Source organism: Ostreiculturibacter nitratireducens, from assembly GCF_032670585.1.
In the GTDB taxonomy this organism is placed as follows: domain Bacteria; phylum Pseudomonadota; class Alphaproteobacteria; order Rhodobacterales; family Rhodobacteraceae; genus Ostreiculturibacter; species Ostreiculturibacter nitratireducens.
Genome location: NZ_JAVQHL010000001.1, coordinates 1,334,430 through 1,346,181, shown reverse-complemented (window position 1 = coordinate 1,346,181; position 11,752 = coordinate 1,334,430). Strand labels below are relative to the sequence as shown.

Genomic DNA, 11,752 nt, shown 5'->3' with positions numbered 1-11,752 from the left:
CTGACCCAACACAGCCGGCCGGCTACGGCTTGGCCGGCTGAATTGCACACCGGGGGATGACCATGTCAGACACTCAGGCCCGCTCCGGCGTCTCAGGCCGGGCAAGAGAGGTCAGTCTGCAGCAGCAGCGCGTCCGGGCCGCCATCTGGTTCCTCGCGCCGATGCTCGCCGTCCTGTTCGCGGTCGCCGCGTGGCCCCTTGCGCGTTCGATCTGGTTCTCGTTCACGGACACCTCGCTGACGAACCTCTACGGCGGCAAGTGGATCGGCTTCGACAACTACCTTTCGCGCCGGGAGCTGAGTTCCGGCCGGGTCCTTTGGCGTGGCACGCTCGTCGATCCGGTGTGGTGGAACGCGGTCTGGAACACCGTGCGCTTCTCGGTCATCTCGGTCTTCTTCGAGACCCTCTTCGGCTTGCTGATCGCCCTCGTCCTGAACGCGAATTTCAAGGGGCGCGGGCTTGTGCGCGCCGCGATCCTGATCCCCTGGGCGATCCCCACCGTCGTCTCCTCGCGGATGTGGGGCTGGATGCTGAATGACCAGTTCGGCATCATCAACGACATGCTTCTGCGCGTCGGGCTGATCGACCAGAAGATCGCCTGGACCGCGAACGTTGACACCGCAATGTTCGCCGTGCTCGTCGTCGACATCTGGAAGACGACACCGTTCATGGCGCTTCTCATCCTCGCTGGCCTCCAGATGATCCCGAGGGACATCTACGAGGCGGCAAAGGTCGACGGCGTCCATCCGGTCAAGGTCTTCCTCAAGGTGACGCTGCCGCTTGTCCGGCCCGCGCTTATGGTGGCGGTGATCTTCCGGATGCTGGACGCGCTGCGCGTCTTCGACCTGATCTACCTTCTCACGCCCAACTCCGCGGCGACCGAGACCATGTCGATCGTGAGCCGGGAAAACCTGATCGAGTTCGACAAGTTCGCCTACGGCTCGGCCCAGTCGACGCTTCTCTTCGCCATCATCGCCACCTTCGTGGCGCTCTACATCTGGATCGGCCGGGTCGACCTGACCGGGGAGGGCAACAGATGACCGCCATGGACGTCTTCAAGAAGGTGATGTTCTACCTCGCCGTCGCGGTGATCGTGATCGTCGCCGTGTTCCCCTTCTACTACGCGATCCTGACCAGCTTCGAGAGCGGCACGGCCTACTTCATCGTGAACTACCTGCCGGTCGAGCTGAACCTGAACAACTACAGGGCGGTGCTGGGCGGCCCGAACTTCATCCGCTCGGTGGGAAATTCGCTGTTCATCGCCTCGGCCACCGTGCTCTTCGCGCTCTTCCTCGCGGTCACGGCATCCTATGCGCTTGCCCGTGTGCGGTTTCGGGGGCGGGGGCTACTGCTTATGACGATCCTCGCGGTTTCGATGTTCCCGCAGATCGCCGTTCTGGCTGGTCTCTTCGAACTCGTCCGCTTCCTCGGCATCTACAACACGCCCTGGGCGATGATCCTGAGCTACACGATCTTCACGCTGCCTTTCACGGTCTGGGTGCTGACGACCTTCATGCGCGACCTGCCGATCGAGATCGAGGAGGCCGCGATCATGGATGGCGCAACGCCCTGGGTCATCATAACGAAGGTGTTCCTGCCGCTTCTCTGGCCCGCTCTCGTGACGACCGGGCTTCTCGCCTTCATCGGCGCCTGGAACGAATTCCTTTATGCGCTCACCTTCACCTCGTCCGAGACCCAGCGCACGGTGCCCGTGGCCATCGCGCTTCTTTCGGGCGCTTCGCAATACGAAACCCCCTGGGGCACGATCATGGCGGCCTCGGTCATCGTGACGGTGCCGCTGGTGGTGCTCGTCCTCATCTTCCAGCGCAAGATCGTGGCGGGCCTCACCGCTGGCGGCGTCAAAGGCTGATCCGGAGAAGCAAGAATGGTAGACATCGTACTCAAGGCGGTCCGAAAGTCCTTCGGCTCAGTCGAGGTGATCAAGGGCATCGACCTTGAAATCCGGCAAGGCGAGTTCATGGTCTTCGTCGGCCCGTCGGGCTGCGGCAAGTCCACGCTTCTCAGGCTGATCGCCGGTCTGGAGGCCATCACATCGGGTGACCTGCTGTTCGACGCGGACCGGATGAACAACGTAATCCCCTCCAAGCGCGGCGTCGCGATGGTGTTCCAGAGCTACGCGCTCTACCCGCACATGAACGTTTACGACAACATGGCCTTTGGCATGAAGCTGGCCAAATCGTCGAAGGCGGAAATGGACACCCGTATCCGCAAGGCGGCCGAGATGCTTCAGATCGACCACCTTCTGGACCGGCTGCCGAAGCAGTTGTCCGGCGGTCAGCGGCAGCGTGTGGCTATCGGACGGGCGATCGTGCGCGACCCGCGCGTGTTCCTCTTCGACGAGCCGCTGTCGAACCTCGACGCTGCGCTGCGCGTGGCCACCCGGCTGGAGATCGCGAAGCTTCACCACGACATGAAGGACGTGACGATGATCTACGTCACCCATGACCAGGTGGAGGCGATGACGCTCGCCGACCGGATCTGCGTTCTGCGCGACGGGCGGGTGGAACAGGTGGGAACGCCGGCGGAACTTTACGATTCCCCGAACTCGATCTTCGTCGCGGGCTTCATCGGCAGCCCGAAGATGAACTTCCTCAAGGGTGCTTTTGCCGAAGCCTACGACTGTGACACGCTCGGCATCCGGTCCGAGCACATCGACATCGTCGACGAAGGAGCCGTCTGGTCGGGAGAGGTCGTGCATGTCGAGGATCTGGGTTCGGACCATTTCCTCTTCGTGAACGTCGGCGCGGAAGAGCCGCTGATCGTCCGCCGCAAGGGCAAGCACGAAGTGCCTCTTGGAACGAAGCTCGGCGTAGCGCCACAGCCCGAGCACCTGCACCGTTTCGATTCCGCCGGTAAACCCGTGAGCTGAAATCCACTGGACGGGAGGGGCGTTCCTCTCGTTTGCGATCATCGAACGCTGCCCGTCACGGCGGAGCAGTTCCAGGGAGTGTGACATGGCCATCCGTACGGTCGTCTGGGGCGAAAACGTCCACGAGCGGAAGAACAGGATCGTGTCGGGCATTTATCCCGACGGGATGCACGGCTGTATCGCCGATGCGCTGAACGAGGACGCCGCGATCACTGCCTCGACAGCGACGCTTCAGGACCCCGAACATGGCCTGACCGAGAAAAGGCTCGCGGAAACCGACGTCCTGATCTGGTGGGGGCACGCCGCGCACGGCGAGGTTTCGGACGCCGTTGTCGAACGTGTCTGCAACGCGGTCTGGGGCGGGATGGGAATGATCTTCCTCCACTCGGCGCATTTCTCGAAGCCGTTCAAGCGGTTGATGGGCGCGCCCTGCAACCTGACCTGGCGCGAGGCGGGGGAGCGCGAAAGGCTCTGGCTCACCTCGCGCAATCATCCGATCGCGGCCGGACTTCCGGATCATTTCGAACTTGAAAACGAAGAGATGTATGGCGAGCCGTTCGGCGTTCCCGAGCCCCTGGAGACGGTCTTCATCAGCTGGTTCCAGGGCGGCGAGGTGTTCCGGTCCGGCCTGACCTACAAGCGTGGCGCGGGGAATGTCTTCTACTTCCGCCCCGGTCACGAGACCTATCCGACCTATCACGACGGGAATGTGCAGAGGGTGATCCGGAACGCGGTGAAGTGGGCCCACAACCCGGCCGCGCGCATCGCCGACCCAAACGCGGCGCCGAACGTCCCGGTGGACAAGGCGCCCGAGAAGATCGAGGAGCGCGGGCCGCGGCTGCACCAGGCAGGCGAGGAAGGCTACCGCTGAGGCTTCCGAGGAGACGCCAGAAATGACCACCCCCAAGCCGATCCGTCTTCTGATCCTCGGCACCGGCGGCATGGCGGCGAACCATGCCGAGCATTTCGCCAGGATCCCGGGTGTCAGTCTCGTTGCGGGCGTCGACACCCGGCCCGAGCAGCTCGAGACGTTCTGCGAGAAATTTGGCATCCCGCAGCGCTTCGCCTCCCTTGCGGTCGCGCTGGAGTGGGGCGGGTTCGATGCGGTGACGAACGTCACGCCGGACGCGGCGCACCACGCCACCACGATGCCCGTCATCGCGGCCGGAAAACACATCCTCTGCGAAAAACCGCTTTCGACCGACCATGCCCGTGCGGCGGAAATGGCGGAAGCGGCCGACCGGGCGGGCATCATCAACATGGTCAACCTGACCTATCGCAACGTCTCCGCGCTTCAGAGGGCGCGCGAGCTTGTCGCGGCCGGCGCGATCGGAACGGTCAGGCACTTCGAAGCGTCCTATCTTCAAAGCTGGCTGACCCAGCCTGCCTGGGGCGACTGGAAGAGCGAGAGCCAATGGCTTTGGCGCCTGTCCACGGCGCATGGCTCGAAAGGGGTCCTGGGCGATGTCGGGATCCATATCCTCGACTTCGCGACCTACATCGCGGGGCGCGACGCGACGGAGATTTCCGCGCGGACGAAGACCTTCGACAAGGCGCCGGGCAACCGGATCGGCGAGTACCTTCTGGACGCGAACGACAGTGTCACGATGCAGGTGGCGCTCGAGGGCGGCGCCATCGGCACCGTGACCGCGACGCGCTTCGCCTCGGGTCATCTCAACGACCTGCGGCTTCGCATTTATGGCGACAAGGGCGGGCTGGAAGTCGCCTTCGAAAAGAACCGCAGCCGGCTCCGCGCCTGTCTCGCCCCCGATCTCGTGACTGCGACCTGGCGAACGATCCGAACGCCGAGGGTGCCGACCAACTATCAGCGATTCATCGCGGCGATCCGAAACCGAGGCGTTCCGGAACCCGATTTCGCGCGGGGTGCGGCGCTCCAGCTTGTCCTCGACCGGGCGGAGGAATCGGCGAAAGCGGGAAGCATAAGCCTCACCATCTAGATTTCGGACCGCTTTTCCGCAGCGACGCATCGGTCGCGGTGTCTGCGGCAACTCAACGATGCTGTTCACAATCTCGGCCGGCCGGCGCTAAGCTTCGCCGGCGGAATCGTCGCCGCTTCCGGCGACTTCGCCGTGCAACAGTCAGCGTCCCTCCGTGTGGCGATGGGAACTCAACCTGCCATCAGCGCGGACGGTGACGGAAGCCCGAGAGGAAAGCCATGACGTTCAAGCCCGCCCCCTGGCCCCGCAAACTCCGGTCGCAGGAGTGGTTCGGCGGCACGTCCCGCGACGCGATTTACCACCGCGGCTGGATGAAGAACCAGGGATTTCCGCATGACCTTTTCGACGGCCGGCCGGTCATCGGCATCCTGAACACCTGGTCGGAACTGACGCCCTGCAACGCGCATCTGCACGACCTCGCCCAGCGGGTGAAGCACGGCATCTACGAGGCCGGCGGCTTCCCGGTGGAGGTCCCGGTCTTCTCCGCCTCGGAGAGCGCGTTCCGCCCCACGGCGATGATGTTCCGCAATCTCGCCGCGATGGCGGTGGAGGAGGCGATCCGCGGCCAGCCGATGGATGGCTGCGTGCTGATGGTGGGCTGCGACAAGACCACGCCGAGCCTTCTTATGGCGGCGGCCTCCACCGATCTCCCGTCGATCGTGGTCACCGGCGGGCCGATGCTGAACGGGTATTACCGGAACGAGCGGGTGGGTTCGGGCACCCATCTGTGGAAGTTCTCAGAGGCCGTGAAGGCGGGCGAGATGACTGCGGAGGAATTCGCCGAGGCGGAGGCGTCGATGTCGCGGTCACCGGGATCGTGCAACACGATGGGCACCGCCTCCACCATGGCGTCGATGGCAGAGGCGCTCGGCATGGCTCTGTCCGGCAATGCCGCGATCCCGGCGGTGGACAGCCGGCGGCGGGTGATGGCGCAACTCACGGGGCGGCGCATCGTGCAGATGGTGAAGGACGATCTGAAGCCCTCGGATGTCATGACGAAACAGGCCTTCGAGAACGCGATCCGCACCAATGCGGCGATCGGTGGCTCGACGAACGCGGTGATCCACCTTCTGGCGGTCGCGGGCCGGGTCGGCGTGGACCTCACGCTCGACGACTGGGACCGCTGCGGCCGCGACATCCCGACGATCGTGAACCTGATGCCCTCGGGCAAGTACCTGATGGAAGAGTTCTTCTACGCGGGCGGCCTGCCCGTCGTCATCAAGCGCCTCGGCGAGGCCGGGCTTTTGCACAGGGACGCGCTGACCGTATCCGGAGAGACGATGTGGGACCAGGTCAAGGATGTGAGGAACCACAACGAGGACGTGATCCTGCCCGCCGACAAGGCGCTGACGCAGTCTGGCGGCATCGTTGTCCTGCGCGGCAACCTCGCCCCGAACGGTGCGGTTCTGAAACCCTCCGCGGCGACGCCTTCGCTTCTTGCCCACCGGGGACGGGCTGTCGTCTTCGAGGACATCGATGACTACAAGGCGAAGATCAACGACGAGAGCCTCGATATCGACGAGACCTGCGTGATGGTCCTGAAGAACTGCGGCCCCAGGGGCTACCCCGGCATGGCCGAGGTCGGCAACATGGGCCTGCCGCCGAAGGTCCTGAGGAAGGGGATCACCGACATGGTCCGGATCTCGGATGCGCGGATGTCGGGCACCGCCTATGGAACGGTCGTGCTGCACACCTCGCCGGAGGCGGCGGCGGGCGGCCCGCTGGCGATCGTCCACGATGGCGACATGATCGAGCTCGACGTTCCGAACCGCCGCCTGCACCTGGACATAACGGAGGAGGAGATGAAGGCGCGGCTCTCCGCGTGGAAACCCCGCCATGAGCAATACGGAAGCGGCTACGCCTGGCTGCACCAGACGCACGTACAGGGTGCCGACACCGGGGCCGACCTCGACTTCCTGAAGGGCTGCCGCGGCGCTCCGGTCGGCAGAGACTCCCACTGATGAAGATCGCCCTCGTCGGCATCGGCAAGATCGCGGTGGACCAGCACGTTCCCGCCATCGCGGAGAGCCCGGACTGGGACCTGGCGGCGACCGCGTCCCGGCAGGGCCGCGTCGAGGGCGTGGAGTCCCATACGGACATCGCGGACATGCTGGCGGCGCGGCCCGATGTCCCGGTCGTTTCGATCTGCGTGCCGCCGGTGCCACGCTATGCCGTCGCGGAAGCCGCGCTGAAGGCGGGCCGTCACGTGATGCTGGAAAAGCCCCCGGGCGCGACGCTTGCCGAAGTCCACGCGCTTCAGGCCTTGGCGGCCGAACGGGGCCTGACCCTTTTTGCCACCTGGCACAGCCGCATGGCCCTGGGCGTTCCGGAAGCGAAGCGCTGGCTTGCCGACAAGGCGGTCCGGAAGGTCCGGATCACCTGGCGCGAAGATGTTCGAAAGTGGCACCCGGGCCAGGACTGGATCTTCAAGCCCGGCGGCATGGGCGTCTTCGACCCTGGGATCAACGCGCTTTCCATCCTCACAGAAATCCTGCCCGAGCCGGTCCACCTGATCTCGGCCAGGCTCGAGTTCCCCAGGAACCGTGATACTCCCATCGCGGCGGAGTTGCAGTTCTCCGGCAATGTCAGCGCCGAATTCGACTGGCGTCAGGAGGGTCCGCAGACCTGGAACATCGACATCGAAACCGATGCGGGCCCGCTGTCGCTCAGGATGGGCGGCAACCAGCTCTTCATCGGCGGCGAACGGATGGAAAGCGCGGAGACGATCGCCGGGGAATACCGCGCGCTCTATGCCCGCATGGCCGATCTTGTGCGCGGGGGGCGGAGCGACGTCGACCTCGCGCCGATGGTCCACGTCGCCGACGCGATGACGCTGGGACGCAGGGTTCTGACCGATCCCTTCGAATTCTGACGCGCTTGCCGGGACCCCTGGCGATGCATGCGGAACACAGGGCGGTGCACTGTCGGTCGGCGCCCCATTTCTCCGTGGACTCAGTTGGGGCCATGCGCTATCGACGCGGCCATGATCGCTCGGACTCGCATCACCGCCCGTCCCCGACGTCACGCAACCCGCGCCTGACGTTACGATCTGCCGTGGCCGTTCGCCACATCCCCGAAATCGTTGACTTCGCCCCCGTGCCTGATGCACGGATGAGCTTCCGCTCCCAGGAGATGCGCTGATGATCCCCGCCGTTCTTCCCACCTATAACCGTGCCCCGCTGACCTTCGTACGGGGCGAGGGCTCCTGGCTCACCGAAGCGGATGGGACGCGATACCTCGACCTTGGCGCGGGCATCGCGGTCAACGCCCTCGGCCACGCCAATCCGGAACTCGTCGCCGCACTTACCGAGCAGGCGCAGAAGCTGTGGCACGTCTCGAACCTTTACCGGATCCCGGAACAGGAGCGGCTGGCAGAGGCCCTCGTGTCGTCGACCTTCGCGGATACGGTGTTCTTCACGAACTCCGGCACCGAGGCTGCCGAACTGGCCATCAAGATGGCGCGCAAGTACTGGTACGACAAGGACCAGCCCGAGCGGGTCGAGATCGTGACGTTCGAGGGATCGTTCCACGGGCGTTCGACCGGGGCCATCGCGGCCGCGGGTTCCGAGAAGATGGTCAAGGGCTTCGGGCCGCTCATGCCTGGGTTCGTGCACCTGAAATGGGGCGATCACGACGGCCTGAAAGCTGCGGTCGGGCCGAAGACGGCCGCGATCATGATCGAGCCGATCCAGGGGGAGGGTGGCATCCGCCCGCTTCCCGACCAGTGTCTGAAGGGCCTCAGGGAACTCTGTGACAAGACCGGCGCGCTCTTGATCCTGGACGAGGTTCAGTGCGGCATGGGCCGGACCGGCCGGCTTTTCGCGCATGAATGGGCGGGCGTCACCCCGGACATCATGATGGTCGCCAAGGGCATCGGCGGGGGCTTCCCGCTCGGCGCCGTGCTCGCGACGGAGGCGGCCGCCTCCGGCATGGTCGCCGGAACGCACGGTTCGACCTACGGCGGCAACCCTCTGGCCTGCGCGGTCGGCGCGAAGGTGGTGGAGATCATCGCGGATCCTGACTTCCTCTCCGAGGTGAACCGGAAGGCCGCGCTTTTCCGGCAGAAGCTCGAGGCGCTGGTCGCCACGCATCCCGACGTGTTCGAAAGCGTGCGTGGCCAGGGGCTCATGCTCGGCCTGAAGTGCAAGGTCGCGCCCGCGGATGTCGTGAAGGCCGGCTTTGGCGAGCATGTGCTGACCGTGCCGGCGGCGGACAACGTCGTCCGGGTCTTGCCGCCCCTGACGATCACCGACGAAGAAATCGCCGAGGCAGTCGCCCGCCTTGACCGGGCGGCGGCGGAGGTCACCGGCAATGTCTGAGCGTCATCGCACCGAGCGTCCGCGAAGGAGAGCCGTGCAGCTCTCGTAGCGGGAATTCAAGTGGCCCGGGTTTCCTCGGGCAAGGATATCCTCTGGAGGAAGACGCCTCCGGCAAGACCGGGGCAGGGGGCGAAACACGCCCCTTCCCCGACAGATGAAAGACGAAGCGAATGAAGCACTTTCTCGACATTCACAAGACCGACCCGGCGGACCTCCGCGCCATGATCGACAGCGCGCGCGCGATGAAGACGGCGCGGAATGACCGCCCGAAAGGCGAGGCCGACGACGAGCAGCCGCTCGCCGGCCGCATGGTCGCGCTGATCTTCGAGAAGCCTTCGACGCGCACGCGGGTTTCCTTCGACGTCGGCGTGCGGCAGATGGGCGGCCAGACGATGGTGCTTTCGGGCAGCGAGATGCAGCTTGGCCATGGCGAGACCATCGCCGACACGGCCCGCGTCCTGAGCCGCTACGTCGATCTCATCATGATCCGTACCTTCGAAGAAGCGACGCTTCTGGAGATGGCGGAATATGCCGACGTGCCGGTCATCAACGGGCTTACCAACCGCACGCATCCCTGCCAGATCATGGCCGATGTCATGACCTACGAAGAGCACCGTGGCCCGATCGGCGGGAAGAAGATCGTCTGGTCCGGCGACGGCAACAACGTCTGCGCCTCGTGGATCCACGCGGCCGGCCAGTTCGGCTTCGACCTGACCTTCACGGGGCCGGAAACCCTCGACCCGGAGCCGGTCTTCGTCGACTTCGCGCGGAAAAAGGGCGCCAACATCGTCATAGAGCGGGACCCGGCCAAGGCCGTGCAGGGCGCCGACGCGATCGTCACGGATACCTGGGTTTCGATGCACGATCCGCAGTCCGCGCGCGAACGGCGCCACAACCAGCTTCGGCCCTACCAGGTGAACGAGCAGCTCATGAGCCTGGCCAGGCCCGACGCGCTTTTCATGCATTGCCTGCCGGCGCATCGCGACGACGAAGCGACGAGCGCGGTGATGGATGGCCCGAACTCGGTCATCTTCGACGAGGCCGAGAACCGTCTGCATGCGCAAAAGGCGGTCCTGCGCTGGTGTCTCGGCGTTTGAACTCCTCCCGTTCTTGCCCGTGCGGTTCACCGTGGTAGTCTGACGCCGCGTTTGCGCTAACGGGGAAGGGCGAATGGAAAGGGCACGAATTGGTCTCGTCGGGCTCGGCACAATGGGCGCGGCGCTTGCCATGAACATCGCCGAGAAGGGTTTCCCGGTCGCCGTTCACAACCGCACGACCTCCGTCACAGGGGACTTCCTGGAAGCCTCCGGGAAGTTGCGCCCCCGCTTCACCGGTGCGGTTTCCGCGGCGGGGCTCGTCGCCTCGCTCGCCACGCCGCGGGCGATCATCATCATGGTGCAGGCGGGCGCGCCCGTTGATGCCGTGATCGAGGAACTGGTGCCGCTTCTCGATCAGGACGATCTTCTGATCGACGCGGGCAACGCTGATTTTCACGATACGCGCCGCCGCGAGGCAGAGCTTGCGGCAAAGGGAATTCGTTTCTTCGGCATGGGTGTTTCGGGCGGCGAGGAAGGCGCGCGGCACGGACCCTCGATAATGGTGGGCGGTCCGGCGGAGACCTACGCGCGCGTTCAGGATATCATCGAGGCGATCGCGGCGAAGTACGAGGCCGCGCCTTGCGCCGCGCATCTTGGCCCCAACGGGGCGGGCCATTTCGTCAAGACCGTCCATAACGGCATCGAATACGGCGACATGCAGATGATCGCCGAGGTCTGGGGCCTTCTGCGCGACGGGGCGGGCATGCGCCCGGCCGAGGCAGGGGACCTGTTCGCGAAGTGGGACGAGGGTCCGCTCAAGTCCTACCTGATCGAAATCACCAGCAAGGTGCTTTCCGCGACCGACCCCGAGACCGGCAGGCCCATGGTGGAGGTCATCCGCGACAGCGCCGGGCAGAAGGGCACGGGCCGCTGGACGCTGATCGAGGCGCTGCGCCTAGGCGAGTCCGCCACGACGATCGAGGCGGCGGTGGCGGCGCGGTCGTTTTCCTCGATGCGAGCGGCACGGGCGAAGGGTGCCACGCTCTTCGACGCCCCCTCGGAGGGAAGCGTGCCCGGCGTGTCGGACCTCGAAACCGCCCTCCTTGCCGCGAAGATCATCGCATATGGTCAGGGTCTCTCGCTCCTCACCGCGGCGTCCGAGGACTTCAACTGGGGGCTCGACCTCGCCCGGATCGCCGAGATCTGGCGAGCGGGCTGCATCATCCGTTCGGCATTGCTCGACGACATCGCCAAGGCGGTGAGGGCCGGCCTGCCGGAGGGGCAGCTCATCTTCGCGCCCGCCTTCGCCGAGATTCTGGCCAGCGGGGTTGCGCCCCTGCGACGCACAGTGGCGGCGGCGGCGATGAGCGGGATTCCCGCCCCGGCCCTTTCCGCGGCACTGGCCTACTTCGACCAGATGACACGCGCGCGGGGGACGGCGGACCTCATCCAGGGCCAGCGCGACTTCTTCGGCGCGCATGGGTTCGAACGGATGGACAAGCCGGGCACCGGGTTCCACGGGCCTTGGGCAATGTCGAAGGGCTGAAC

General features: G+C 65.4%; 10 protein-coding genes. All 10 read left to right on the top strand.

The window, feature by feature from the left end:
• The first annotated feature begins 62 nt into the window (after positions 1 to 62).
• The 10 genes from ABCN56_RS06455 (at position 63) to gndA (ending at position 11,750) form a co-directional block, all read left to right on the top strand.
• Positions 63 to 1,040 (top strand): carbohydrate ABC transporter permease, encoded by a 978-nt coding sequence (locus ABCN56_RS06455; RefSeq protein WP_343079935.1) that lies wholly within the window; start codon positions 63 to 65, stop codon positions 1,038 to 1,040.
• Positions 1,037 to 1,870: a carbohydrate ABC transporter permease gene (locus ABCN56_RS06450; protein ID WP_343079934.1), complete on the top strand. Its 834-nt coding sequence runs from the start codon at positions 1,037 to 1,039 to the stop codon at positions 1,868 to 1,870. The genes ABCN56_RS06455 and ABCN56_RS06450 overlap by 4 nt, the downstream gene beginning before the upstream one ends.
• Before the next feature lie 15 nt (positions 1,871 to 1,885).
• Entirely contained in the window at positions 1,886 to 2,890 is a 1,005-nt protein-coding gene (locus tag ABCN56_RS06445; RefSeq protein WP_343079933.1) for an ABC transporter ATP-binding protein, read from the top strand.
• An 85-nt stretch (positions 2,891 to 2,975) separates the two neighbouring features.
• Positions 2,976 to 3,761 (top strand): ThuA domain-containing protein, encoded by a 786-nt coding sequence (locus ABCN56_RS06440; RefSeq protein ID WP_343079932.1) that lies wholly within the window; start codon positions 2,976 to 2,978, stop codon positions 3,759 to 3,761.
• A 22-nt stretch (positions 3,762 to 3,783) separates the two neighbouring features.
• Positions 3,784 to 4,848: a Gfo/Idh/MocA family protein gene (locus tag ABCN56_RS06435; RefSeq protein ID WP_343079931.1), complete on the top strand. Its 1,065-nt coding sequence runs from the start codon at positions 3,784 to 3,786 to the stop codon at positions 4,846 to 4,848.
• 218 nt (positions 4,849 to 5,066) lie between these two features.
• Positions 5,067 to 6,809 (top strand): L-arabinonate dehydratase, encoded by a 1,743-nt coding sequence (gene araD, locus ABCN56_RS06430; protein ID WP_343079930.1) that lies wholly within the window; start codon positions 5,067 to 5,069, stop codon positions 6,807 to 6,809.
• The gene (locus ABCN56_RS06425; protein WP_343079929.1) at positions 6,809 to 7,720 is read left to right on the top strand and encodes a Gfo/Idh/MocA family protein; all 912 of its coding nucleotides are present in this window, start codon (positions 6,809 to 6,811) and stop codon (positions 7,718 to 7,720) included. Before araD ends, ABCN56_RS06425 begins: the two co-directional genes overlap by 1 nt.
• Before the next feature lie 268 nt (positions 7,721 to 7,988).
• Positions 7,989 to 9,167: an aspartate aminotransferase family protein gene (locus tag ABCN56_RS06420; RefSeq protein ID WP_343079928.1), complete on the top strand. Its 1,179-nt coding sequence runs from the start codon at positions 7,989 to 7,991 to the stop codon at positions 9,165 to 9,167.
• A gap of 170 nt (positions 9,168 to 9,337) precedes the next feature.
• Positions 9,338 to 10,264 carry an ornithine carbamoyltransferase gene (gene argF / locus ABCN56_RS06415; RefSeq protein ID WP_343079927.1) on the top strand — a complete coding sequence of 309 codons (927 nt, stop codon included), beginning with the start codon at positions 9,338 to 9,340 and terminating at the stop codon, positions 10,262 to 10,264.
• 73 nt (positions 10,265 to 10,337) lie between these two features.
• Positions 10,338 to 11,750 (top strand): NADP-dependent phosphogluconate dehydrogenase, encoded by a 1,413-nt coding sequence (gene gndA / locus ABCN56_RS06410; RefSeq protein WP_343079926.1) that lies wholly within the window; start codon positions 10,338 to 10,340, stop codon positions 11,748 to 11,750.
• Positions 11,751 to 11,752: the final 2 nt, after the last annotated feature.

Coding starts and splice junctions, on each gene's coding strand:
- ABCN56_RS06420 (WP_343079928.1), top strand. CDS start 7,989: ATGATCCCCGCCGTTCTTCCCACCTATAACCGTGCCCCGCTGACCTTC.
- ABCN56_RS06450 (WP_343079934.1), top strand. CDS start 1,037: ATGACCGCCATGGACGTCTTCAAGAAGGTGATGTTCTACCTCGCCGTC.
- gndA (WP_343079926.1), top strand. CDS start 10,338: ATGGAAAGGGCACGAATTGGTCTCGTCGGGCTCGGCACAATGGGCGCG.
- ABCN56_RS06440 (WP_343079932.1), top strand. CDS start 2,976: ATGGCCATCCGTACGGTCGTCTGGGGCGAAAACGTCCACGAGCGGAAG.
- ABCN56_RS06445 (WP_343079933.1), top strand. CDS start 1,886: ATGGTAGACATCGTACTCAAGGCGGTCCGAAAGTCCTTCGGCTCAGTC.
- argF (WP_343079927.1), top strand. CDS start 9,338: ATGAAGCACTTTCTCGACATTCACAAGACCGACCCGGCGGACCTCCGC.
- ABCN56_RS06455 (WP_343079935.1), top strand. CDS start 63: ATGTCAGACACTCAGGCCCGCTCCGGCGTCTCAGGCCGGGCAAGAGAG.
- ABCN56_RS06435 (WP_343079931.1), top strand. CDS start 3,784: ATGACCACCCCCAAGCCGATCCGTCTTCTGATCCTCGGCACCGGCGGC.
- araD (WP_343079930.1), top strand. CDS start 5,067: ATGACGTTCAAGCCCGCCCCCTGGCCCCGCAAACTCCGGTCGCAGGAG.
- ABCN56_RS06425 (WP_343079929.1), top strand. CDS start 6,809: ATGAAGATCGCCCTCGTCGGCATCGGCAAGATCGCGGTGGACCAGCAC.